Raw genomic sequence first — 25,509 nt, 5'->3', positions numbered from 1 at the left:
TTGTCATTTGCCATTTGTCATTTTTTTAAATAACTAATTCCCAATTCCCAATTCCCAATTCCCAGTAACTAAACTTGTTCATCCAATCGGCTGTAAACTTGGCCATCGTTCCATAGTGATTGGATGACAGTACCCAAGGCTTTGAAAAAACCCAAAATGTAGAAAATAGCGCGAGTGGCAATTTTGACGGGTGAACCACTTTTGTTACAAGGTGGTCGTCCCAGAACGTGACAGTCAAATAAACGACCATATAAACGCAAAGCTTGAGTCACAGTCAGGTTTTTCAGCCCTAGTAGGAAATGATTGTGATAGAAGGTGAGTTGATATTTTAGCGATCGCATACTAATATCATGACAACCCCCTGTTTCTTCGCCTAAATGCACCAAATGGGCTTCTGGGTCGTACCAAATCTTATACCCAGTTTTTCGCACTCGCAAACAAAAATCTGACTCTTCACGCACTGCACTACCGCGAAACCTCTCATCAAACCTCAGCCCATACTTAGTAAAGATTTCACGGCGGAATGACATATTACAACCCCTAGCTGTCAACACTTGCTGGGGTTTTATCGTATGTACTAAATCAATATGATACCAAGCAATTCCTGGGTCCATAGCTTCGGGAGGCAGATATTCAATCTGTAAATCTCCTCCAGAATCACCTAATTTCATTCTGTCAAAGACCCGACCGGCTACAGCCCCCACCTCTGGGTTTTGCACATAATTTTTCGCATGGGCTGCTAACAATCCAGGGGTTAACTGAACATCATCATCAATAAATAATATTATTTCACCAGAAGCTCGCCGCACGGCATAATTTCGCGCTCCTGGTAAACTTGCCCAATCTAACCGCAACCATTTAATTTTAGCTGCGATCGCCATCTCTTCTAGGTAAGCTTGAATTTCTGGTTGGTGCGTTGGAGTTTGGTCTACTACTAAAAGTTCAAAATTTGGATAGTCTTGTTTCAGCACATCTACAATACTATCTCGTAGCGCTTCCTCTCTACCATAAGTCGGGATAACTACAGAAATTAAAGGAGAATTATCCATGAGTTTTATTAAGTGATTTTTCCACTTTGATAATAAGTTTATAAGAATTAATTTTCATTAACTATTTTCCTCTGACTTAAATTGTTTTAAGACGTTTTTTCTTGTTTTTTTGGTGAGGGTTGGCATCTTCTTTATCTTGTTTCTCCAATTCTGGCAATTTAAAAAGAACTCCCGCGAAAAACCAATAATAGACAGCAACAGGATCGACATCTAAAGGATAGTAGTAGGTGTTGTAGCTAATAAACAATATAAACACCCATAAAGCCGCTCCGTAACTGCGGAAATTACGGTTCTTTATGGAGCGATAGGTTTTAAAGCCAATAACTGTTAAAGTTGTTACCAAACCTAGAAAAGATAGTATTCCAGGAATTCCAACTTCAAAAAGTACTTTCGGGTAGTAGGTTTCCACCAGCTTAGTTTTACCCATGACGCGGGCAGAGTTAGTTGCTCGACCTAAGCCACTTCCCAAAGGGCCGTCTACGTCTTTCCAATTCTCTTGAAATTGCTGGATGATAAAATCTTGAGGTGGTGAAGCGTCCCAGCGACTGGTAAAACTTGCAGTTCTCTCTTCGACGACGGTAGGGTTAGTTACCATTACAATTCCTAGAACCATAGCCAGTCCTATCCCTATGGGGATAAATCGTTTAAGGTTGCCAATTTGACCAGTTAGCAATAGCAAAATCCCGAAGCAGATTGGTACTAAGGCTAAGGCGATTCTTTGTCCAGAAATTACAGCATTGATAAAGACTGTCACTAAAGAACCTAAACCGACTAGCCGCCAAACTATGGAGGGATCGGTGAAGCCGGTGGCAAAGGTAAAAAAGGTGCTGGAAATTAAGAACCACGCCCATTGCCAAGGGGCTACAAATGTTCCTGGTAGACGAATCACTCCTTCTTCAGGACTATATAAGAGCGCTCCACCAAAATAGCACCGGGCTTCTAATGATGTGACAAATAGGGCATTGCCTTCAAGACCTCTAGTACCTTGACATATACCTGTTAGTAGTAAAAGGTATTGGATAAATCCCAACACGCAACAAACCAGTATGAGGACAATCTGGAGGCGCGATAAAAAGAGAAAATCCCGCTTATCTCGAATTAGATAATAAGCACAACCAAGTAGGGGGACATATCCTAAAAATACTTTCAGTCCTAGAATTCCCATACCTAAAGGTATTTCTTTCTCTGCTTTTCCCAATAGTCCTACACTAGGCGGGTTAAACTGCTGCCCACCATTGACAAATAATAGTGTTAGAAGACTGCAACCCAAGACAATATAAAGTGGAATTTTAATTCCTTTGGGAATAATTAGGGGTAGCCCTTGTTTTCGGCAAGTTTGCCAAAGTCCAATTAGCGCAGGGACATAAAAGGCATCTTTAGCTAATTGGAGTATGGGACTATTACCTAAGTAGTAAGTGATAGTCCCACCAATAGGGACATAAATGATGAAAGCATATAGTGCTTGGCGCGGGTATTTGTAGGAAAGAGATATAACTATTATCCCCAATACACCAGGGACTGCTGCTTTTATTCCAGCTACAAAAAAAAGCACAATGCCAATGAATATACCGCTCAAAGAAGCGGTGGTGAATAAACTAATGAGTTCTTTTCGTGCTAGGGCTGCTTTGCGTTTTTGGGCTAACTGTTCTTTGAGGCTAAGAGTAGAAATTTCCTTAGAAGCCTGCTTTTTCGATTTTTTAGATTTCTTGGATTTTGACTTTATTTTCGGCATATAGGATTACTATTTGATTTTTGAACGAAATTAGGTAGGTATTGTAGAGTGTGTTAGAACAGAGTTCGTAACGCACTATTGTCATGGGTTTGATGCCGTACTCTTTGCGCTCACATCCTACGGATATTTTCTCCAAATCAAACCGGATTCCTATAGTAGCGCTGTCGTCTCTCAGCATCGAGAAATATATTATACTTGAGAAATTTCTTTGGATTGCTGTAAGTTGTACAATCCAAATTCATCTCTAACTGATTGATTTAATAATTTGCGATTAAAAATGCTAAATTTCAACCTTTTAGAATTATCAAAAAGGTTTTCTCCTGTATCCAAGATATAAACTGCTCCGGGAAATGGTAATGATTTAATCGCTTTTCCTTGATTCTCTAAAATATCCTTAACTTTGCCATGATCTATATAATATCTATAGTATCCGTAGCCACGATTATATTCGGCATTTTCAGGCAAATAGTTCAAATCATAGCGAATAATGTTACAGCTGCCGCACATTTTATAAAAATTTCTTCTTTTAATATATATATATTTACTGGCTTCCTGATATTTATAACCTTTGTTGATAACCCATCCATCAGAATCAGGATGTTGTTGAATAAATTGGGCTAATTTTTTGCTAACACAATCATCAGCATCAATTGCCATAGTGTGAGTAGGAGAAAATTTTTGAGCATAAATCAATCCTTTTAAGACTTTACGCCCTTTGTCTGTATCTCCTTTAGCCACAGGGTTAGTTTCATTGGGAGGAGAAAAATCAACTGTAAGGTATGTAATATGAGAATGGGTGAATTCGATTTTTGGCTTTTCGTGACAAACAACAATAACGTGAAAATTAGGTGAGGTTTGATTGCAAACTGATTTCAGGCATCTTTCAAATAATTGTGTAACACGTTCCCAGGAATTGGAGACTTTTGCACTTTTGAGTGGGATCACAAAAACAAGCATGATATTATCTTTAGAACAAGTATAGGAATCTGCTTTGATTTCTGAAGTTACTGAAGGCAGGAGGTAGGAGGTAAAAGATAGGAATTATTCTCTCTGCCTTCATAGTTTAGAGCAACTAAATTTATTTAGTAACAAAGATAAAATATTTTTTTAGAAATACGTAGTATAAGGAAAATACGTCATTATTAAATCCCCTAAATTTCTTTATCGGGATTACTTATGCAATAACTACTTTCTGCTTCCTTAATTGGCTTAAGAGGCAATAGGTAAAAGGCAAAGAAGTATTTTTAAGTGTTGCTGAGTTTTTTCAAAAATCAAACATCAATCCTATATAACAATACAAATATCACAGCTTCTACAGTTAACCAAGGCTGGTCAATTTGTAGAAGCTGTGACAGAAAATTGGCGTTTGTTAAAAGCTGAGATAAGTAGGTGGGCGTAATTAAATATAAGATCAAACCTCACCCTCAATCCCTCTCCTTAGTAAAGAGAGGGAAGCCGGAGGCAGGGTGAGGTTTGATATTTAATTTGATCCACTTACTTAATAGCTAATTTAGTCCATCAGATGTTGCTGGACTTTTGAAACTAATTCATTTGTCCAGTAGTTGGTAAGTTCGGCATTGGCGGCTTCTACCATAACTCTGATTACTGGTTCTGTACCAGAGGCGCGAACCAAAATTCTACCGGAATCACCCATTGCGGCTTCAGCAAGGGCGATCGCTTGTTGCACTGGTTCGCAATCTTGCCATCCCAAACGGCGATCGCGATCTACAACTCGCACGTTCCGCAATAGTTGCGGATATGTTTGGAAGCTTTGATCTACTAATTCGCCAAGAGAAACACCCGCCTCTTTCACCAAAGCTGCTATATGCAAGGCTGTTAACAAGCCATCTCCAGTAACAGCATAATGACGGCAAAGAATATGACCTGATTGTTCGCCGCCTAACATTCCCCCAGTTCGCTGCATTTCGGCTTGCACGTACTGATCGCCAACTGCGGTACGAATTAAGTTACCACCAATTTCTTGCCAAGCTTTCTCAAAGCCTAAGTTGGCCATGACTGTAGATACAATCAGGTTGTCTGGCAGTTGTTGGTTTTGTTGTAAATGCCGTCCCCATAGATAGAGAATGTAATCGCCGTTAACTTGCCTACCAGTGTTGTCTACTGCTAAGACGCGATCGGCATCCCCATCGAAAGCAAAGCCGATGTCGGCGTTGTGTTCTTGGACTGTGGCGGCAAGAATATCTAGGTGGGTGGAACCGCAGTTAACATTAATGCGATCGCCATCTGCTTCGTTATGCAAACAGATGACCTCTGCCCCCATTTCCGTAAATACTGATGGTGCTAACCCGACTGCTGCACCCCACGCCAAGTCTAAAACAATCTTCATTCCCTGAAGATTTAGGGCACTGTTCAAGGGTTTTTTCAACGCCTCGCCATAATGCCCGACTAACTCAGAACGTGAGTAATGCCGTCCACAATTACTAACTTTAGTAATAGGCGATATTTTCCCACGCAGCCCCGCTTCAATTTCTGCCTGTAGTATTTGCGGTAACTTCCCACCATTCGCACCAAAAACCTTAATTCCATTGTCCTCTGGGGGATTGTGACTGGCAGAAATCATCACTCCACCGATGGCATCACTGATACTGGTGAGATAGGCAACGCAAGGAGTGGGACATAATCCCAAATACCAAACCTCTAATCCTGCTGCTGTTAACCCTGCACTCAAAGCCATCGCCAGCATATCGCTAGAGTTTCTAGAGTCCTGTCCAAGAATGACTGGCCCTATTTGAGTCGCATGGTTACGTAAAACAATCCCCGTCCAAAACCCAACTTGCAATGCTAAGGGTGCATTTAGTAATTCTCCAACTCGTCCGCGAATCCCATCTGTACCAAATAAAGGATTTGTCGGTAGTGGAATTAAATTCAACCCAAAACTGCTTTCAATCCCTTTGCTTAATCCTTCAACTTCGGAAGCAGAACCCCCAGGAATGCCCGATGTTCGAGTTATAGATGAAACCATATATTTAAACACTCCACACAATCACACTGAAAAATAGCACTTAAGACTTTATTCAGCAATTTTGACATGCTTTTTCTCTTTAGAAATTCATTTTAAAATAAAGCCACTTTTACGTAATTATACTGAATTAAGAAATTTAAAATTGTAAATTTTCCATAAATTCAGTATTAGCTTTTACGTTATTAGTAAAGTTTCCACATTTTAGCTAATAATTTCTTTTATGCCCTTAACTTGAGTTTTGATTATCTGTATTAGTTCACACTTTGCAATGCTATTAACTGAAAATATGATGTTATAAATATTACTTAAATGTTTTTTAAGAAAACTCAGAATGAAAGCTAAAGTTAGCTAATAACAACAAAAAATTAAAACCCGGCAATGTAAAGTTATATTTCCACAGTCTTGCTGTTGTGTAAAAAAATACAAAATTTTCGCTGCTTAAAAAATTTTAATATAAATTCTCATCAAATAGTTTTAAGGTAACGTTTTAATGGCTTTTTTAGCCGTTAGTGAATTAAAACTCGGCAGTTAACTTTTTAAAGTTGAGAAATTTAGCATGAGCAGCAATTTAGCAACCAAATTACGTGTAGGCACTAAGAAAGCCCACACAATGGCAGAAAATGTAGGTTTTGTCAAGTGCTTTTTAAAAGGAGTAGTAGAAAAAAACTCTTACCGGAAACTAGTTGCTAACTTCTACTTCGTCTACTCAGCGATGGAAGAAGAAATGGAAAAGCACCGCCAGCACCCAATTCTTTCTAAAATCAACTTTCCCCAGCTAAACCGCAAGTATACCTTAGAGCAAGACCTGAGTTATTACTTTGGTGCTAACTGGAGAGAGCAAATCAAACTATCTCCCGCAGGTGAAGCTTATGTAAAGCGCATCCGAGAAATATCTGCCACAGAACCGGAACTGTTAATTGCTCATTCATATACTCGTTACTTGGGCGACTTATCTGGAGGACAAATTCTCAAAAACATTGCTGTAACGGCGATGAATTTGTCTGATGGGCAAGGAACAGCTTTTTATGAGTTTCCAGAAATTCCTGATGAGAAGGCATTCAAAGCAAAGTATCGTCAAAATTTGGATGAATTACCCCTTGATGAGGCGACAACCGATCGCATCGTTGAGGAAGCAAACGCCGCCTTTGGCACGAACATGAAGATGTTCCAAGAATTGGAAGGCAATTTGATTAAAGCGATCGGTGTAATGTTGTACAATAGCCTCACACGGCGACGGACACGCGGTAGCACTGAACTGGTCACTGCTGAGTAAACTTTGTTATAGCAAGGGACTAGGGACTGGGTGAAAAGTCTTTTTGTGTCTAAGTTTCATCATTTGTTGATGTCCTAACCACCAAGGCTTGTGCTATAAGTAAAATTTTGTAAGTCTAGGGGCAACCTCCCTGGGTTCACCTGAATAAAATCAGGCGATCGCGGGGATGTTGCCCCTACTGCTGTTGAAGTTTGTTAAGAGCTTGTGCTGCGTGTTGATGACCAGGATTCAGTTTAAGTGCTTCTTGAAAAGCAGCGATCGCCTCATCGTTTCTATCGTTGTAATAAAATAATATATAATTACCTAGTCTGTAATAGAAACCAGATATCGCCTTTGGGTGAACTTTTGCAGCAAATTGGCGATAAGCAGCCATAACAGACGAGAATCCCTGCTGATCAATATATTGCTTCACTAGTAATTAAACAGGTTTGAAGGTGATAATTAAGTTCAATTACTTGATGGCAAATAGCTAAAGCTTCATCTAGTTTGCCCTGCTGTATGAGTGCTGTAGCTAGCATTCTGTATATATTCATTATGACCCATTAGGTTGGTATTTTAGTCAATAGTTTTTACCTACTTTTTATCCCTTATACAAGAGCCTTAACAACCTAAAATTTTGTTTCAAACTGCTAAAGCCCGATTGGGAAATGGGGGTTTTATGTCATGATGGCATAGCATACTAAAATATATATGCCTTTCTAACTACAGGGAATCTCTCATGGCTCTCCGTCTAGGTGACACAGTACCCAACTTTACGCAAGCCTCAACACACGGCGACATCGATTTTTACCAATGGGCAGGTGACAGCTGGGTTGTGCTGTTCTCTCACCCTGCTGATTTTACACCTGTTTGTACAACAGAACTCGGCACAGTTGCCAAGCTCAAACCAGAATTTGACAAGCGCAATGTCAAAGCGATCGCACTCAGCGTTGATGACGTAGAATCTCACAAAGGCTGGGTGGGAGACATTGAAGAGACTCAAAGCACCACCCTTAATTACCCAATTTTGGCGGATGCGGATCGTAAAGTTGCTGACCTTTACGACATGATCCACCCCAACGCTAATGCGGCTGTAACAGTGCGATCGGTTTTTGTAATTGATCCCAATAAGAAACTCCGCCTGAGTTTCACCTATCCTCCCAGCACGGGACGCAACTTTGACGAACTTTTGCGGGTGATTGATTCTCTGCAATTGACTGATAATTACAGCGTGGCGACACCAGCCGATTGGAAAGATGGAGAGGATGTTGTAATTGTTCCCTCCCTGAAAGATCCAGAAGTACTTAAAGAGAAATTCCCCAAAGGCTACGAGGAAATCAAACCATATCTGCGGATGACTCCTCAGCCTAACAAGTAAATCTGAAAATGATTTCGGATAAAGCAAAGGCGCAAAGATATAATTTTGCGTCTTTGTTTTTTTGCGTGAGAATATAGTGAATGAGCTAGGCATTTAAAGCTGGAGGAAATACTTATGTTCTCATCTCCTTTGGTTTTGCAAATCCCGTCATCAATGCAAATGACAGACGAACAATTTTTTGAATTCTGTCAGGTGAATCGTGACTTACGCATTGAGCGAAATAAATTTGGAGAATTGGTAATTATGCCTCCGACTGGTTCAGAGACAGGAAATAGAGAAGTTAATATCTCAGGGCAGCTATGGGTGTGGTCGGAACAAGATGGTACAGGTATAACTTTTAGCTCTAGTACCGGGTTTAAGCTATCAACAGGTGCAGAACGCTCTCCAGATGCTTCTTGGATTCAACTAGAACGGTGGAATGCTCTTTCAGCAGAACAACAGAAAAGATTTGCACCCATTTGTCCAGATTTTGTAGTCGAACTCAAATCTCCTAGCGATAACCTCCAAACTTTGAAAGAAAAAATGGAGGAATATATGAATGAGCCAGGAATACAGTTAGGTTGGTTGATTGACCGTAAGCAGCGTAAAGTCTATATTTATCGTCCTGGCTTGCCAGAGGAATGTTTAGATAATCCTGCTAGTGTTAGTGGCGAGTTGGTATTGCCTGGGTTTCTTTTGAATATGAGTAAAGTTTGGTAAGAAAATTTTATCGAACAGAATTCAGGAGTCAGGAGTCAGAATTCAGAATGAATTTTGACCGAAAAAGCGGATGAATAACCGGGTTTAAAACCCCCACTAAATTGAAAATTTAGTGGTCTTCAATTCCTGCGCGGTATGAATCCCCGACTGATAGCGCCGGCGGCAAGCGAGCCTGCGAGCGTCTTGATTCTGACTCCTGAATTGTGACTTCTGAATTCTTCTTCAATTAAATTTTGGCTGGCGACGATACAGCAATTTAAATCGGGAAATTGGCGTGACATCAAAGGGTAATTGAATAGTAAAAGTGCTACCTTTGCCTAATTGACTCTGCATGTTGAAACTACCTTGGTGTGACTGAATAATTGCTTTAGCGATCGCTAATCTTAATCCAGAACCGCCAGTTTTACGAGAGCGTAGGCGCAGCCCGCCGTAGGAATCGCTATTTACTCTTAATTCTGAGGGCCCCTCAATGACAGGCGATGAGAAGATGGCAAATTAATAGAGTTCAAGAGTGATAATCATCGGGTGATGACATCTCATGTACTAGGCGATGACGGGCAGTGGCATCAGTTTATGACCATGAACTCTCAACGGAAGCAGTAGTAAAATACCAGATTACACCTTTTCTTTAGGTGGCGTTGCAATACCGCGCTTAACTAGGCTCGCTTCAAGTTCCTTAATGAATCTTAAGTCTTCCTCCAATAGAGGCTGGTTTTCGCTAGAAGAAAAGTTCTTACTTACAGAAGGATTTTTCTCAAGGAAAGCAAATGCTTGCCGGAATTGATGCGGGTTTGCCAAAATTAGCGAGTCAAAATGACAGGGAATAATCTGCTGAAAATCCCAACTTGCAACAGTATCAGCCCAGTTGAGGACTTGTCTTGGTGCTTGGGGAAAAATCAGGATTTGCAGAATCGGTGCAACAAATGGTCGCCCCTGACCTCGTAGAGCATCGAATGCCTGCTTCCAGCTTTCTCGCCAGCGAAAAGGAAATAAACCAAAGTACGTTTTTAGCGATCGCTGTGGTGCTTTAAAAGCATCACGAAACATCTGTCCGATTGCAGTAACTTCCAGCGCACTTGGACGGAAGTAAAGCGCAAACAATGAAATGCGTTGCCATCCCTTGCGGCGGTTGTCTTCATTGTCCTCAATTGTCTCCAAGGCATTATCCCTTGCATGAAACAGTAAGGGATAAGGATCTAATTGTACGATTTCTGGTGGGTCAACTGGAACAGAAAGTATAGAATCAGTTACAAGTAGAGTGCGCGATCGCTTGTGAAATACTGCAACTTCTGCAAAAGATCCTCGTCCCAAATTGATGTCCAATATTGCATAGTCAAACTCCAGAGCAAAAGGAGCAAGGCTTGAGTCCTCTGGGAGTTCTTGAGTTCGTTTTTGGGGAAAGCCTAGCCAACTAAGCGGCAGGTTGAACGGGAAACTCCACTGGTGCGGGGCAACAAAGACTTGTGCTTGAGGAAAGTGGCGAGAAAAGGGGCCAACAAAGACTTTATGCTCCAGACCAGAACTGGTTGGCAATATGATGTACTTAACTTCACCATGCTTTGCTACCAACTCATTAACCAAGCGGACACACTCAGCTGTCGGAGCAACAGGTGCATAGACTAGAAGACCTCCGGCAGCGAGTTTGACAACAGTCATACGAATCGGCACTATGGTGTAGAGAATGCCTTGAAGCTGCTCGAAAGTCCAGATAGTGTCAAAAACTATTTCCTTGCGAAGTGTCCGCCGCCTGCCATAGGGGTATAGTGGGACAGCAGCCCAGAATGGCCATGACCAATCTTTTGGGTGGCTCAAAGGATACATTCCTTGCTCTTGTAGTTCTACCCTCGACTTAGATCCAAGTGAATTCATAGTCGTTCCATTGTGCTGGCGCGGGCCAGTTGTGAGATTGCTGTAGTTGCTACAACATTGGTATAGCACGCTTGTCGGGCGAGAGCAATTGGCTAGAATTGCAATCACAATAGAAGCGGTAGCGACGAACAAACGTCATTACGAATTATAAATTACTTGTTGTACCAGGTTTTTCGCCACTGCTGCATTTGCTTAATTTCTGTATTTTGGGCTTTGATAATTTCTTGGGCTAATTGCTTGACTTCAGGGCGCTTAGACTTACTTAAAGCATCTTGCCCCATTTTTACAGCCCCTTCGTGGTGAGGAATCATCGCATTGATAAAGCGCAAATCAAACTCAGCATCAGCTGCACCTAAATCTTGACTCATCATCATGGCTTTCATTTGGTCAGACGACATTTCCATCGTATGACCCATTTGACTATCGTAAGCCATTGGTTTATCTTCCGCCTTGGGATACCGAGCTTGTCGCCACTGCTTCATTTGAGTGATTTCTTGGTTCTGCGATTTGATGATATTGTCTGCTAGCTTTTTGATTTCAGGACGTTTTGATTTCTGCTGCGCTTCTTTCGCCATTTCCACAGCCCCTTGATGGTGCGGTATCATAGCGTCGATAAATCGTAAATCAAAATTAGCATCGGCTGGGCCTAAATCCATTCCCATACTGTGATTCATCATGCCACCACCGTGATTTATCATCTGCTTGTCGTTAGCATTGGTGGTGGTGGCTGCCTTTGGTGCTTGGCTTTGGTTCTGGGAAGCAGTACTAGTACAGCCTGTCATGAACCCGCTAGATGAGGCGATCGCACTAAAGGTTAATGCCAAAAACCCATTCCTCAAAGATAGCAATTGCATAAGTCTCACCTCATAGTTTCCTAATTCTATATTTACTTACTACTTTGGCAGCCAGAAATGAAATTAGGATGAAATGTAACTTTTTAAATAAGTCCAGTATCTAGTTGTTTATTTATCACTCAAAATTGTGTAAGCATCGTTAACTAAGTGCATTTTCTCTTGTGCTTGTTTTAGCAGTTGCGGCTGATTCACAAATAAATCTGGATGCCATTTTTTAACTAAAGTTCGATAAGCCTGTTTTACCTCAGCCTGAGAAGCATTTGCTTGTAATCCTAAAATACCGTAGGCGCGAGTAATCTTATCTTTTTCCGTCTGGCTTTTGGGTTGACTGGGTGCTTTGTTGCTTTGAGTTGAATTTGGCTGTTTACCAGTTTGAGAACCAGGCGATGTCTGACGATAAGCGTTAGGACTACGCATCTCTGCTTTCATCCGCGCTATTTCCTCATTGAGTTCCCAATCACGAAATTTCGCCTCCACCTCTTCTGGACGCGGTGATGGAGAAGCTTTTGGCGGTGGCGGTGGAGAAACAGATTCTACCGTTGTGCGAGTATTCTTAACAGTATTTTCCTGTTGTTGTTTAATAACAGGATCTTTTTCCGGGGAAATTCTAACTCTCTCTGGCTGTGGCGAATATTTTCTATTAATATTTGTGGATTTTGGTAGTTCTTTATAAGATTGATGGTTTGAGAGTATTTTGACTTTTTCTAACTCTCGTAGCAACCGATTAAAACCATTTTGTAATTGCTGCAAACTTGCACGTTTATTAGTAAGTTCTATCGGTTCTTGGCTGAATTCAAAGCAAATTACTTTTTCAGATTGCCGTTCATATTCAGCCAAAATGGATAACCCTTGGCTGCTAAAACTAGAAAAATAATCTTCAATTGCAGTTATACAAAGTTTAGCAACTTCCTGATGATAAGATTCCTTTACTAATTGTTCGTCTTGTTTTTGGATATTCTTGTTTAACAAATAAGAAATACTTCCGACGACAGCAGCACCTACTGGGCCGCCTAATAACCAACCAATACCACCACCAACAGCAATAGAACCAGGTTCACTCAAATCATCGCTATTGTTTGGCTTAGGGGGTAATATCACTTGTGGTTCGCTAGGAAAAGGAATTAATAAATCTTGTGGTCTTTCTTCTTGGAAAAATTCGTAAGCTTGATAAAGCCATTTTGCCGCCGCCAATTGTAATTGATTCAGGTCTTTTTTAAGAGTATCTATTTGCCAATCTTTAAATTTATTTTCTGCCAATGCGACTGCCGCATCAGCTTGATATTTTGTGAGTAGCTTGGGTAACGCTAGCCAATCGCGTAGTTCTCCTATGCTGGTAGCAAAGCCTTTATAAATTAAGTTAGCTGCTTTTTGTTTGATTTCGATTTTACTATTTTGTTTGTCATCAAAAGATTTTATTTCAAGAGCAAGTGGGTCAATTTTAGCTTTTAATGAGAGTTGAATTTGAGAAGCGATCGCTTCCACTCTTGGCAAACGCACACTACCACGATTTGGTTGCAAAATCCCCACAATATTTTGCAAAGCTGTTTCAAAAGCCGCTAACCCGCTACTATTGGCAGCCGCAACATCGCCTTTTAATCTGGCTCTTAAGGCAGGTAAAGCATCAACGCGATATAAATTACTAAAACCTGGAGGTAATTCGGCTCGAAAGCTTTCTGCGACAAACAACAAACGATTTTGGACTTGTTTTTGCTCGTCGAGTTCAAGTAAGTTAAGAAAATTGGCAACAAATATAACTGTTTTAATCCCGCGATCTAATAGCCAATCTCGTAAGTTTTCGCGCTCACCTAAAGTCATTAACTTACGTGCATCTAATAATTGTATAACTAAATCTGCACTTAAAAGCTGTTCTTTGACCAAATTATCTTGTTCATCTCTATCATTTGTTCCCGGTAAATCGAGGAATTCTACACCTGTTTCTAAGAAGGGATGCGGACAAAAAACTTCTACAGATGCTACATCTTTTCGCATCTGTCTATTGCCATCAAGAATTGCAAATTGTTGTAAAATTTCTGTGCCACTGCGATAGATTTCTGTACCGTCTACCAACATGATGCGAGTTCGTACATCAGAGCCATACTTGACAGTAATAGATGCACCTGTAGTAGGAATTAAATCAATTGGTAAGGTGCGATTTCCTAGCATGGCATTCAGTAACGTAGACTTGCCATGATTAAAAGGGCCAAATACCGCAATGCGAAAGCTAGGATTAAGGAGATGATTGCAAATGGTAATTATATCTTGATGCAATTGTGACTTGCGTTCTAAATTCAGTAATGCAGATGCAGATTTGAGAGAATCTGCTAAATCCTTATAACCTTCATATTGTTGTTGCATAGTTCTTCGTTCTCAGGCTCCGCGTGGTAATACAAATCATTAGGGCTACTGTCTCACAGTATTAAGTAGTTAAGCATAATTCAACATCTAATAAAATCCTAGATCCTAGTGAGCAATTAATCGCTGATAGTAAACGTTATTAGGACTAAAGCCCTTACTACAACAATGCTAAATGAGTGGTGAAAATAAATCTTTGATTCTTCCCTCTGCGCTCTCTGCGTCTCTGCGGTTAGTTTATTTTTACAAATGATTTAGGACTGCTATAGGAATCCGGTTTGATTGCTGAAAATATATGTAGGATGTGTTAGCGACAGCGTAACGCATCAAACTCTTGATACTAGTGCGTTACGAACTCCGTTCTAACACAACGCCAGTTGCTACAACGGATAGCGTAGCGTTAGCGAGTCATCGAGCGTCGGGAACCTCCGCAACGCACTGGCTCCTCTACAATACTTAATTTTGTTCAGAAATCAAATACTAGTCCTATATACTTTAATTTATTTACGTTTAGCTACTTATACTTTAATACGGTTCAGTTAAGGCTAAAACTCTTTGTCAAAGTTTGTTTTTTTACTAACCACAGAGGCGCAGAGAACACAGAGGCAAGAAAGAGATGCTTAACTGAACCGTATTGATTTATACTTATGAGAAGCAGAGCCTCCCAATAGCCATTATCTGCTAAAAGCTGGTAACAGATATGTTAGCTATAGTAAGCTAATAAGTTACTATACGCCGCCTCTATTTTTTGCAATTGAGCTATTACATCTTCTTGTAAGCTTTTTAACCGATTGAACTCACCTTCACGATTTATTTCGCGGGTTTGTTTCTGCTTAACTAAATTATCTAATTCAGATTTACGAGAGACAATATCATCGTTAATCCGCTTACTCACTTCTCTTTCATAAGAGTCAAAACACTCTTTCACCGCACTGTATACAACCTGAGATTGCTCATGTGCGACTTGTGGTAAATGTTTTACTAACTCTTTCTTTGCTGTTTTAACTAACTCTTTCCGTGCTTGATCTGCTTGTAAAAACCCTACTCCTAAACCTAGCAACGCAAACCCGATTGGCCCAAGTAAAACACCTGTCACGGCTGTAATTATGCCGCCAATACCAATTACAGTAAAGTAGTTTAACAAAATATTTTTCCAATCAAATCCAGCCCCGGCTAGTGCAAAACCAGCCAGATTTCCTTTAGATAAGGATAACAATCCCATTGCCCATTTTGCCCAACCAGGAGAGTTATCTTCTTCAGCAGTAGCAGTGGTATGTACCTTTACGTCTTGTCCGGTGAGCTTTTCTGTAATTTGATCTGTGATTTGATTGTAAGATGCGCCATATTGTGCAGCACTGCGAGAAAGTTCTTTAAAAGCTGCATTAATATCTTTTTCAGCAGTCAATGTCCAAGCAGCAGATTTGTCGGTAATATATTGCTCAAAGGCTTTTTGCAGTGCGGTGTTAAATGCTTCTCGTTTACCACTACTGAGAAAATCAAACAAATTTAATTCTGGCTGATAACGTAAGAAATCGGTTTCAAAGGTATCACCTAAGTTTAAAACGTAGCCGCGAAAAGATTCAGAAATCGTTCTTGCTTGAGTGTCTCTGGCATTGATAATTTCTTTCTGGAATTCATCTCGGATACCTGTGAGTTTGTTAAACTCAGGTTCTACTGAATCAATCCGTTTTTTTAATTCATTTACATCTTGATCGAGTAATGGGATACGTCTTGCAACTGCTTCGCGGGTATGATTGCAAGCAAGTCTTGCCAAGGTTCTGACTTGACGGAGTTCTGCGATCGCACGTTCTTTGGTAAGAAATGTATTAAGGGAATCCATAAACTTCGGAAAGCCAGTCCCCTCTAAATCAGCTTGGGGGTTCTTCAACCGTCGTCTGAGTGCTTGAATTGACGAAAGCTCAAATACCCGTTCGTCATAAATATTCTGCCCTTCTACAGCACAATATTCTGCCAAATTTGCCTTAAATACTTGCCGCAATCTATTCTCAGATGCTTTTAATTCTTCTACATCATCAGGATCGATCAATGATTCTCGTACCTGATCCCAAGCATTAACTAAGAAGAAAACTGTCAATCCTCGACCTTTGATATAATTTTCTAGGTAGCGACGCTCACCCAAGGTACAAGGTTGGGAAGCTCTCATTACAAACAAAATTGCATGGCAGTTATTTACATAACCCAAAGATAATTCGTTTCGCGCTTCTGTATCATTCAATCCTGGGCTATCAACAATTTCAATTCCCTTTTCTAGCAACGTTAAGGGATACTCAACTACTGCATACTCAACATCTGGAAAAGCTTGTTTTTTCTCCTGCTCTAGTTTTTTAGCTTCAGCCGGATCGATAGTATATTTATATTTAAAGTTTTGAAAATCTAGCTGTTGCGGGCTTTTACTATCATTAAAATGAATGGTAACTTTCTTTTCTGGGCCATAGCGTAGAACTGTTAAGATTGCGGTACAAGGATTAACATCGCTCGGCAATAAGTTTTCACCAATTAAGGCATTAAGAAAGGTGCTTTTTCCCCGCTTCATATCGCCCAAGACTAAAAGCCGAAATACACCTTGGCGAAGGTTTTTACTAGCTACTGTAATATCTTCAATATCTCGTTCTAAGCTGAGTTTTCCTGATGAAGAGTCTCCAGCCAACTCAGCTTTATTAATTGTTTGGGCCAATTGACTCAAACATACAGACATCTCCGATCGCACTTGAGCAACCCGCTCTAAATCTTGGATAAATCTGTCAGTTGCTACCTGATTACTCATAAAATTTACACCTTAATTAAAGATTGGTTTTTTTAGATTCCAAAAATAGTTTGTAAGACACCCATCCCAGCGCCCCAACAATAATCAACCCAGCCAAGACTGAGGCTATTCTTACTGCAACTAGCGCTACCACACCAAGAGCAAACAGCTTTCCACCCAGAATCAGTTTTTTCATCCAAGGTTGCTGATCTGGCTGATGCTTCACGGTTTGATGAAAAGCTGCATCAGTAGCATGGATATTAGTTTCCATTTCCCGGAGTCGCAATTCAACTTCTCGTTCTCGTAATGTGCGTTCTCGCTGTTCAAGTTCTCTTTGGCGATCGCTCTCAGATGTCATCTGTGTCCATCCCGTTTAAGATCATGAAAAGATGTCAGCAGTCACTTATCAATCTGCTGTATCGTAACTCACGTAATTATTTAAAAACACCAGTAAAATTACTATTTAAATTTGATCTTTACCCCCTTTTTAAGGGGGTCGCCGCAGGCGGGGGGATCTTATCCGAACCGTATTAGGTGTAATGATGCTTACTTGTCGCTCATTATACTATCTGCGTAGCAGCCGCTTTTGAGTCTGCGGTGGTCTTTAACCGGGTAATGGTGGCTTTACGAATGCGATCGCTTTTGCGTACCCCGCCTGTCATTTCGTATTCCCGGCTATCTTTGCCATACTTCAACACCACACCACTAACTAAGCGTTCTGAGGTTTCGCAAATGCTCTTTTCAAGGGTTTCTATTTTTGCCTTTGCTGTGTCAATAGCGGTTAGCATCATATTATACTGGTCAATTTGGTTGCGGAGTTGTCCGGTTAACTGGGTTAAGTGGTTTAAACTGATAGAATCACCAAAGTCAAGGCTGGAATCAATCGATTTAAATCCGATTACTCTCTTTTCGGTTTTTTCTAGCACAGAAGAGCTTCTTTGTTTGCGTGGCATCAATTTATGCTTCTTACTAAACTTTATCTTTCTAGAGTGTCTCAATGGGACAATGTAGCGGTTCAGTAAAGCTTGCAAAAATAGGTGTTTTTTTTAATAAGATTGGATTGCTAGCTCAGTAATTGCACGATGCTAGACAAGAAATTGTTGAGAATAAACTTGTGTTCTGACAGAATAAACTTGTGTTCTGACAGAATGAACTTGTATTCTGACAGAATGGACTTGTGTTCTGGCAGAATGGACTTGTGTTCTGGCAGAATGAACTTGTGTTCTGACAGAATGAACTTGTGTTCTGACAGAATGAACTTGTGTTCTGGCAGAATATAACAATCAATATAGCTACAGCCCTAACAACAGCAAAGATTTGCCCCCATCTGTCCTGATTTTATAGTTGAACTGCGATCGCACCAATGCAGTATCTCGCCAATCACGCAATTTGTAACAGCTTATAGCGTTTCCTAGTCTGCTGAGGTACAAATCTCTGCGTACCTCTGCGCTTTACTTTGCGTTCCTTTGCGTTTCAAAATATTATCTGTACTTCACGTAACAGGGAATCGCTATATCGGCGATAATTTCGGGAAAAGGGTGATAATACGGTGAAGGTTACTGTGGAAACTCCTGCTGTCAGCCATGCCCCTAAACTTCACCTTCGCCCTCAGTCAACAGCAAACTTTTGAACTACGCTGTGATTATGGCTCGCGTCGCCTGGATAAAACAGAGTTGGCAGCGCTGATTGATTCGTGTGAGCAAAATTATTATGCTCAACAAAGAGATCGTTTACCTTATCTCACCCAGTTGGGACGGCAACTTTATCAATGGCTGGATGGTAAAGAAGGATGGCTGAGAAAGGCGCTGGATGAGACAGATGAGCAAACGATTTATCTAGATTTGATTCAAACCAGCGAAGCGCAGGGGTTAAACCCGGAAACAGAACGGGTGGCGTTGGGTTTGGCGCATCTGCCTTGGGAATTGCTACATGATGGTGCAGGGTTTTTAATAGAACGCCAGAATCTTTCCGTCTTACCAGTGCGTTCTGTGCAGCAGCGTCAAACTCAAGTGATTGGCGTGCAAAATCGCCCCTTGCGGTTACTTTTTATAGCGACTTCTCCTGAAGATCCCAGAGTTCCACCACTGGGGTTTGAGCAGGAAGAAGCAAACATTTTGCAAGCAACTAAGAATCAGCCTTTGGCGTTGATTGTCGAGGAAAGCGGCTCGGTTGCAGAGTTAGCCAATTTGGTGAAATCCTACCCAGAAGACTATTTTGATGTCTTTCACCTCACGGGACACGGGATAATTTATACCAAAAAAGATTATGGCTCTTTGCTGTCAACAGGTGCAACACTGCCAGACAATACCCCCTGCTTCATCACTGAAGATGAGGTGGGGAATATGCAACTTACTACCGTCAATGATTTAGCTAAAGCCTTTCGCGGACGCTGGCCGCGTGTAACTTTTCTCTCTGGTTGTCATACGGGACAGGTTGCTAATAAGGGAACAGTACCATCGATGGCGCAAGCATTGGTGAAGGCTGGGGCAGGTATAGTTTTAGGCTGGGCGCGTCCGGTGTATGACCGCACGGGTATTGTAGCAGCACAGGCACTTTATCAAGCTTTGGCGACGGGGGCAACTGTTGAAGAAGCAGTCAAAGCGGCGCAGCAGGAAATGATTGAGCAAGAATGCACCGACTGGCATCTGTTGCGGATGTATCGGGATACGCGCCCCATTGCAGAACTGGTAACACCTCTGAGAACAAGAAATCGTGAAAAGCTCAAGTTCACACCGTCAGAGCAAGAATTTTTGGATGAGAATAATCAAGTTAAAGTTGCCAGTCAGTTTGAGTTTGTCGGACGCAGACGACCTTTGCAACGGTGTCTCAAGGCTTTGCAGGAAAGCAGCGACCAAATCGGCGTATTTATTGCGGGGATGGGTGGACTGGGCAAAAGTACCCTGGCGGCGCGGTTATGTACGCGGGTGCAGATGCAGCGTTCTAACTTTGCGCGAGTCGTGGTGATTGGGCCTTTGGATGAGATAGGTTTGCTGAATAAGCTTTCTAATAAGTTTGAGCGGTTTGCAGATGTTCCCGCACTTTTGAACGAACCAAAGGTGTCTCTGAAAGGACGGTTGCAAAACTTTTTTGCAGCAATAGAAAAAGAACACAACCAACCCTTACTGTTGGTGCTGGATGACTTTGAGCAAAACATTCCCGATACTAGCGTTAAAAATGGTTCACTGCGGATGACGGCGGAAGCTTACGAAATTTTAGGGGCGATTTGTGCGGCATTGGAGGAAAATGGGGCAGAAAGTCGGCTGATTGTCACCTGTCGTTATTTGAAATCAGACACCTTGCCACCTCATCGCCTGCATTTGGAATCTTTGGCAGGGATGAGCAGCAGTGATATTGATAAAATCTGCTTTCCTTTAGATAAAGAAGTTAGGCAACAGTTAAAAACTCAGAGGATTATCCACATTGCCGATGGTAATCCCCGGTTGCTGAAGTGGTTGTTAGAGGTGATTCAGGAACCAGGAATAGCGGCGGATGAATTATTGAATCGGCTGGAGGCGACTGAGCAGAAATTCCGTGAAGACATTTTGGCACAAACTCTGCTGGATACTTTGGAATTGGAAGAACAAAAGTTTCTCGCACGGTTGAGTGTGTTTCATCTGCCCGTTACTGTTGAAATCATCAATGCCATTTGTCCCTCTCTTGCTTCTCTGCAAAAGCTTGTCAGCCTCAGCTTAGTCGAATCTGCCACCACTCACCCCATTCAGCCAGCTAATTATCGGGTGACGACAATTTTAGAATCGTTGCTAGAAACAGTGTTGATTCAGGAAGAATGGCAAGCAACGCGACAGCAAGCTGTTAGGGAAATCTATAAAGTTTGGTGGGAGGAGAATGAGCAAACAACGGTAGCAGAAGGACTGGAAATTGTACGTTTGGGATTGCTGGCAAAAGAGCAGGAGATTGCTGTCAGCATTGGACATAGGATTGCAACCAATTGGGTAAACAATTCCCGCTTTGTGGAAGCTTTGGAGTTATGTAAGCAAGTTCTGGCAGTTTTTCAGGATTACCGCATCTTGGGAACCATTGCCCGTGCTGAAAGATTTTTGGGTTTTGTGCAAGAGGCTGTTATCCATTATCAGCAAGCTTTAGACCTTTGCCCTGAAGAGGAATTGCAAGAAAAAGCCACTACCCTCAACAATATGGCAGTGGTATTCGCCGACCAAGGGAACATCCCAAAAGCGATTGCACTCTGGGAGCAAAACTTGGAAATATCTGAGCAGATTGGCGATGTCAAACTTAAAGCCGCTACACTCAACAATATGGCACAGGTATTCGCCGACCAAGGGGACATCCCAAAAGCGATCGCACTTTGGGAGCAAGACTTGGAAATATCTGAGCAGATTGGCGATGTCAAAGGTAAAGCCACTACCCTCAACAACATGGCAGGGGTATTCCGTCAACAAGGGGACATCCCAAAAGCAATTGCACTCTACGAGCAAGACTTGGAAATATCTGAGCAGATTGGCGATGTCAAACTTAAAGCCACTACACTCAACAACATGGCACAGGTAATCGCCCAACAAGGGGACATCCCAAAAGCAATTGCACTCTACGAGCAAGTCGTTTCCACACTTGCACAAATAAGTGCATACGGTAATTTGGTAACAGCTCTGAGTAATTTAAGCTTAACGGATGAAAGTAACGGTTTAGTTTACCTAGCTCAAGCAGTCTGGTTGACGCTGAGAATTCAAGCACCTTTAGGACAAACCATTAGACTTATCCGTGGTTTATATAATAGAGTGCGTCAAGGCGATGAACTAAAAGCTGTGTTAGGAGCAACGGCAAGATTCTTTTGCAACTACCGAGGTGAAGGTCATCCCCAGTTAGAGGAACTTCAAGAGCATAGTTTCAAGATGATAGCAGGTGCGGCAAATGCCCAAGGAATTGAGACACAGGAAGCGTTTGGTGCTTGGTTTACTCAGCAAAAGCTTAACGATCCAGAATATTTCCTCCCCCGACTCAAGCAACGCCTAGAGGAGATTGTCGGCGATGGGTGGTTGTTTGACCGCAGTCAGGTTGTAGGAGGACGCGGGGACGCGGGCACTTGAGGACGCAAAGACGCGGGGATAAGGGGGACGTGGTTCGGCTTCGCTCACTAATCAGTCTAAGGCTTTGTTGGGTTTCGTTCCTCAACCCAACCTACAATATTAGCGATACAAGAGCAACCACACTTACCAAATTGTTTTGATGTGTGGATAATTGAGAATTTTTTGATCGCAGGTCATGAGTTCTATATTGCGGCGGTAGGCGATTGCAACAATAATGCGATCGGCTGGATCTTTGTGGAAATCGCCGGGTAATTGAGTGCTGGCTATTGCATCTAGTGGATCAAGTGGTTCTATGGTGATTCCAGGTCGAGTTTTTGCAATTGCAAACCATTCATTGATGGCAAGGGGGAGTGTTAGTTTTCCTGCACTATGCTTGACTGCAATTTCCCAAACAGAAATGGCAGAAACCATGAGCGAGTTTTGGTTTTCGCCTATGGTTAATAGGGTACGGCCACGTTCGGAAAGCTGCTCTGGAGTATGGAGCCACCAGAGCCAAGCGTGAGTGTCAAGTAAAATCATTGATCCATTGCATCCCATAATTCAGGCATGGGTTCGTCAAAATCTGGAGGAATAGTAATGGGGATTTTGCGTAGGGGATGCTGAGGACTGCGATCGCGGGTTAAATCAAGTTCGTCAGTGGATTGGGATGGCTGTGATGCTGAGGGCACTGTCAGGCTTTGAGCCAAAAGTTGGAGAATGCGAATCCTCCCTGCTAAATCGAGGCTGAGGAGTTGCTGCTCTAGTTCTTGAATGCTCATGGCTTCGCGCCTTATAACTGTGTTATTTATTTTAGCTGAAACAGTAAGAAGCACATGTCTTCTTGTATATGAGTCAAGAGTCAAAAGCCAAGGGTCAAAAATAGAGGTTTTTTCAACCCTTCGCTTCTCCTAAGAGAGACGCTACGCGAACGCTCAAGGGCAAGCTTTTGACCTTTGACTTTGGACAGCCTCCACGAAAAAATATGACACTTGCGTAAGTTAGATGATTATTTGTTGGTTTGGTGAAGGGGAGAGGCGATCGCGTTAATCTTAAATTAATTGCTAACAATATAACCAGCTTATGCAATCCCTAATTATCACACTGCCAGATGCGATCGCTTAGGCAACTATGATTATTATTGGATTGCCGAGTGGGGAAATGCGATCGCTATAAGCCAAAATTTTTATAGATACTCACACAGGTATAGTCAAAATGGATATTAAAAATGGCTTCGTCGGCGCTGTTGGCAACACACCCCTGATTCGCTTAAACAGCTTCAGTGAAGAAACAGGATGTGAAATCCTCGCAAAAGCTGAATTTCTCAATCCTGGCGGTTCCGTCAAAGACCGCGCCGCACTTTACATCATCGAAGATGCAGAAAAGAAAGGTTTACTCAAACCCGGTGGCACTGTTGTAGAAGGAACTGCTGGTAATACTGGCATTGGACTAGCACATATTTGCAATGCCAAAGGCTACAAATGCCTAATTATTATTCCCGATACTCAGTCACAAGAAAAAATAGACGCACTGACAGCATTAGGCGCAGAAGTCCGTCGCGTTCCTGCTGTACCCTACAAAGACCCAAACAACTACGTCAAGCTATCTGGCAGAGTTGCAGCTGAGTTAGAAAATGCTATTTGGGCAAATCAGTTTGATAACCTAGCCAACCGCCACGCCCACTACGAAACCACAGGGCCAGAAATTTGGAAACAGACAGATGGTAAAATAGATGCATGGACAACTGCAACTGGTACTGGTGGTACTTATGCTGGTGTAGCGTTGTACTTGAAAGAACAAAATCCGGCGATTAAATGCGTTGTTGCCGATCCACTGGGTAGCGCACTTTATAGCTATGTCAAAACTGGCGAACTCAATGTAGAAGGAAATTCCATCACCGAAGGCATCGGTAACGGTCGTGTTACAGCCAATATGGAAGGCGCACCTGCTGATGATGCCATCCAAATCGATGACCAAGAAGCTTTACGGGTAGTTTACCAACTGTTAAGAAAAGATGGGTTGTTAATGGGCGGTTCAACAGGTATTAACATTGGTGCAGCTGTTGCCCTAGCGAAGCAGTTGGGGCCAGGACATACCATTGTCACCATCTTGTGTGATAGTGGTTCCCGCTATCAGTCGCGGATATTCAACCCTGAATGGCTAGCCTCAAAAGGACTTTCAATAGATTAGTCATTGGGCATTGGGCATTGGGCATGGAGTATTAGCTTTTGACAAATGATAAATGACAAACATAACTCAACCATCAAACTTTCCGACAATAGACCAACCTTCTTCTTCTAAATGTGTACGGGTTTGTCAAAATCGCACTTGCAAAAAACAAGGTGCAGCCAAAGTATTAGCAGCTTTTGCAGCTTTACCAATCCCTGGTGTAACGATAACGGCTAGCAGCTGTTTGGGGCAATGCGGCAATGGGCCAATGGTACTAGTGTTACCCGATATGGTCTGGTATAGCGGTGTTCGACCTGATGAAGTATCTCTACTGATAGAAAATCATTTGCTAGGTGGTGAAAGAGTCAAACAGATGCTCTATTATCGGTTTCATCCCCAGCAATAAAGCTAATTCCGAAAATCAAGGTCTGTAATCTTGTTGACTGAAGCGAGGCATCCAATGAATATCCAGCAGCTGCGTCAATCCTTAAAACAAAAGTGGCTTATTTACTACAAGCAAAATATTACCTGGCTGGTCAAAATGCGAATATGGGCCACTTACGATGGTCTGCGCCGTCCTTTGTCCGGTTTTATTTTGGCAACACTGTCTGTTTTAGAACCCCAGTTTGATGAAATACTTGCTTTTATGCTGGATCTGAATAACGATCCAGATAAAATAGTCGCTGCTTTAGGTCTTAACTTCAATCCTGATGAAGAGTTACGTTTAATAAAATCAGAGGATTCTATTGATATCAGCCAACTTGAAGACGAGTCGCCAGATGAGAAGCATTTTGAGGATAAACATCTGTCATCGGCTGTAACTGCCAGTAAAATTGCGCTTCATTCTCTTGCCAAGACTCTATACTCTAACTTGTCACGCGCCGAGCAAGTTGCGCCATCATTTCCAGCTGCAACTGAGGTAGTTCCCACACGCAAGCCTGAGTTAGCAGTTGCATTTGCAACTAAAATTGCTCCAGATACTCCGGTAAAAACGCCAGCCTCCGATTTTATAAAGGAATATCAACCAATAGGGTCGCACTCGGCGCTGACAATGAGCAGTGAAATCAACAGCAAAGCCAAAACTATGCCATCTGTAGCGTTAGCTACGGAGATTAAGAGCAACGCCTCATCTGTCAGAATTCCTGTAGGTGCATTGCTGGCAATTAGCACTGAGATTAATAGTGATGGCAAAGCAATGCGATCGCTAGCAATTACTACTGAGGTTAAAAACAACAGCAAAAAACCGAATATTCAACCGCAAGATGTTAAAAGCAAAGTGATACCAACCACTAATGCCCGTAGTCTAGCTTCTTGGGTAGATGAATTTTGTTACGGCACTAGGAATAAAGAAAAAGATATTTTGGCTTAA

General features: G+C 41.9%; 21 protein-coding genes and 1 pseudogene. 8 read left to right on the top strand and 14 right to left on the bottom strand.

Annotated features, from left to right (window positions below; all coding sequences use genetic code 11):
* Positions 1 to 68: 68 nt before the first annotated feature.
* The 4 genes from hpsN to glmM all read right to left on the bottom strand — a co-directional run bounded on the left by hpsN (position 69) and on the right by glmM (position 5,764).
* Positions 69 to 1,049, bottom strand: coding sequence for a hormogonium polysaccharide biosynthesis glycosyltransferase HpsN (hpsN, locus tag RMZ41_RS03755; RefSeq protein ID WP_322644190.1), 981 nt, complete (start codon positions 1,047 to 1,049; stop codon positions 69 to 71).
* 76 nt (positions 1,050 to 1,125) lie between these two features.
* Positions 1,126 to 2,781 carry a hormogonium polysaccharide biosynthesis protein HpsL gene (gene hpsL, locus RMZ41_RS03750; RefSeq protein ID WP_322644191.1) on the bottom strand — a complete coding sequence of 552 codons (1,656 nt, stop codon included), beginning with the start codon at positions 2,779 to 2,781 and terminating at the stop codon, positions 1,126 to 1,128.
* Positions 2,782 to 2,970: 189 nt separating this feature from the next.
* Positions 2,971 to 3,738 (bottom strand): glycosyltransferase family A protein, encoded by a 768-nt coding sequence (locus RMZ41_RS03745; RefSeq protein ID WP_322644192.1) that lies wholly within the window; start codon positions 3,736 to 3,738, stop codon positions 2,971 to 2,973.
* Between the two features lie 553 nt (positions 3,739 to 4,291).
* The gene (gene glmM, locus RMZ41_RS03740) at positions 4,292 to 5,764 is read right to left on the bottom strand and encodes a phosphoglucosamine mutase (RefSeq protein WP_322644193.1); all 1,473 of its coding nucleotides are present in this window, start codon (positions 5,762 to 5,764) and stop codon (positions 4,292 to 4,294) included.
* A gap of 556 nt (positions 5,765 to 6,320) precedes the next feature.
* Between glmM and RMZ41_RS03735 the strand changes: the two genes are divergently transcribed.
* Entirely contained in the window at positions 6,321 to 7,037 is a 717-nt protein-coding gene (locus tag RMZ41_RS03735; RefSeq protein ID WP_322644194.1) for a heme oxygenase (biliverdin-producing), read from the top strand.
* 175 nt (positions 7,038 to 7,212) lie between these two features.
* On the opposite strand, the gene RMZ41_RS03730 is transcribed toward RMZ41_RS03735, so the two are convergent.
* The gene (locus RMZ41_RS03730; protein WP_322644195.1) at positions 7,213 to 7,449 is read right to left on the bottom strand and encodes a tetratricopeptide repeat protein; all 237 of its coding nucleotides are present in this window, start codon (positions 7,447 to 7,449) and stop codon (positions 7,213 to 7,215) included.
* Between the two features lie 306 nt (positions 7,450 to 7,755).
* Here RMZ41_RS03730 and RMZ41_RS03725 point away from each other — a divergent pair, with 306 nt between their 5' ends.
* On the top strand, positions 7,756 to 8,394 hold the full coding sequence (locus RMZ41_RS03725) for a peroxiredoxin (protein ID WP_012412697.1): 639 nt from the start codon (positions 7,756 to 7,758) through the stop codon (positions 8,392 to 8,394).
* A 114-nt stretch (positions 8,395 to 8,508) separates the two neighbouring features.
* Complete coding sequence (locus RMZ41_RS03720) at positions 8,509 to 9,093, top strand: Uma2 family endonuclease (protein ID WP_322644196.1); 585 nt, start codon at positions 8,509 to 8,511, stop codon at positions 9,091 to 9,093.
* A 222-nt stretch (positions 9,094 to 9,315) separates the two neighbouring features.
* On the opposite strand, the pseudogene RMZ41_RS03715 reads toward RMZ41_RS03720, so the two are convergent.
* Positions 9,316 to 9,543, bottom strand: a pseudogene (locus RMZ41_RS03715) (ATP-binding protein); the annotation flags it as partial.
* A 78-nt stretch (positions 9,544 to 9,621) separates the two neighbouring features.
* On the opposite strand from RMZ41_RS03715, the gene RMZ41_RS03710 reads away from it, so the two are divergent.
* On the top strand, positions 9,622 to 9,696 hold the full coding sequence (locus tag RMZ41_RS03710) for a hypothetical protein (protein WP_409874716.1): 75 nt from the start codon (positions 9,622 to 9,624) through the stop codon (positions 9,694 to 9,696).
* Between the two features lie 12 nt (positions 9,697 to 9,708).
* Here the strand turns inward: RMZ41_RS03710 and RMZ41_RS03705 are convergent, their stop codons facing one another.
* From RMZ41_RS03705 to RMZ41_RS03680, 6 genes are all read right to left on the bottom strand, one after another.
* Positions 9,709 to 10,962 (bottom strand): DUF4336 domain-containing protein, encoded by a 1,254-nt coding sequence (locus RMZ41_RS03705; RefSeq protein ID WP_409874704.1) that lies wholly within the window; start codon positions 10,960 to 10,962, stop codon positions 9,709 to 9,711.
* 152 nt (positions 10,963 to 11,114) lie between these two features.
* Positions 11,115 to 11,816, bottom strand: a complete 702-nt coding sequence (locus tag RMZ41_RS03700) for a DUF305 domain-containing protein (protein ID WP_322644197.1) — start codon at positions 11,814 to 11,816, stop codon at positions 11,115 to 11,117.
* Positions 11,817 to 11,924: 108 nt separating this feature from the next.
* Positions 11,925 to 14,171 (bottom strand): dynamin family protein, encoded by a 2,247-nt coding sequence (locus RMZ41_RS03695; RefSeq protein WP_322644198.1) that lies wholly within the window; start codon positions 14,169 to 14,171, stop codon positions 11,925 to 11,927.
* 700 nt (positions 14,172 to 14,871) lie between these two features.
* The gene (locus RMZ41_RS03690) at positions 14,872 to 16,953 is read right to left on the bottom strand and encodes a dynamin family protein (RefSeq protein ID WP_322644199.1); all 2,082 of its coding nucleotides are present in this window, start codon (positions 16,951 to 16,953) and stop codon (positions 14,872 to 14,874) included.
* A gap of 16 nt (positions 16,954 to 16,969) precedes the next feature.
* Entirely contained in the window at positions 16,970 to 17,290 is a 321-nt protein-coding gene (locus tag RMZ41_RS03685; RefSeq protein ID WP_322644200.1) for a DUF3040 domain-containing protein, read from the bottom strand.
* A gap of 202 nt (positions 17,291 to 17,492) precedes the next feature.
* Positions 17,493 to 17,885 (bottom strand): hypothetical protein, encoded by a 393-nt coding sequence (locus RMZ41_RS03680; RefSeq protein ID WP_322644201.1) that lies wholly within the window; start codon positions 17,883 to 17,885, stop codon positions 17,493 to 17,495.
* A 630-nt stretch (positions 17,886 to 18,515) separates the two neighbouring features.
* Between RMZ41_RS03680 and RMZ41_RS03675 the strand changes: the two genes are divergently transcribed.
* Entirely contained in the window at positions 18,516 to 21,995 is a 3,480-nt protein-coding gene (locus RMZ41_RS03675) for a tetratricopeptide repeat protein (RefSeq protein ID WP_322734402.1), read from the top strand.
* Positions 21,996 to 22,118: 123 nt separating this feature from the next.
* Here RMZ41_RS03675 and RMZ41_RS03670 read toward each other — a convergent pair whose 3' ends face one another.
* Positions 22,119 to 22,514 (bottom strand): type II toxin-antitoxin system VapC family toxin, encoded by a 396-nt coding sequence (locus tag RMZ41_RS03670; protein WP_322644203.1) that lies wholly within the window; start codon positions 22,512 to 22,514, stop codon positions 22,119 to 22,121.
* The gene (locus tag RMZ41_RS03665) at positions 22,511 to 22,753 is read right to left on the bottom strand and encodes a hypothetical protein (RefSeq protein WP_322644204.1); all 243 of its coding nucleotides are present in this window, start codon (positions 22,751 to 22,753) and stop codon (positions 22,511 to 22,513) included. The genes RMZ41_RS03670 and RMZ41_RS03665 overlap by 4 nt, the downstream gene beginning before the upstream one ends.
* A 433-nt stretch (positions 22,754 to 23,186) precedes the next feature.
* On the opposite strand from RMZ41_RS03665, the gene RMZ41_RS03660 reads away from it, so the two are divergent.
* The 3 genes from RMZ41_RS03660 to RMZ41_RS03650 are packed head-to-tail and all read left to right on the top strand — an operon-like array spanning position 23,187 to position 25,509.
* Positions 23,187 to 24,161: a cysteine synthase A gene (locus tag RMZ41_RS03660; RefSeq protein ID WP_322644205.1), complete on the top strand. Its 975-nt coding sequence runs from the start codon at positions 23,187 to 23,189 to the stop codon at positions 24,159 to 24,161.
* 52 nt (positions 24,162 to 24,213) lie between these two features.
* Entirely contained in the window at positions 24,214 to 24,546 is a 333-nt protein-coding gene (locus RMZ41_RS03655) for a (2Fe-2S) ferredoxin domain-containing protein (protein ID WP_322644206.1), read from the top strand.
* A gap of 54 nt (positions 24,547 to 24,600) precedes the next feature.
* Positions 24,601 to 25,509, top strand: a complete 909-nt coding sequence (locus RMZ41_RS03650) for a DUF5331 domain-containing protein (protein ID WP_322644207.1) — start codon at positions 24,601 to 24,603, stop codon at positions 25,507 to 25,509.

The organism is Nostoc sp. DedVER02 (genome assembly GCF_034530675.2).
GTDB lineage: Bacteria > Cyanobacteriota > Cyanobacteriia > Cyanobacteriales > Nostocaceae > Nostoc.
This window is presented reverse-complemented; position numbering and strand designations above follow the sequence as displayed.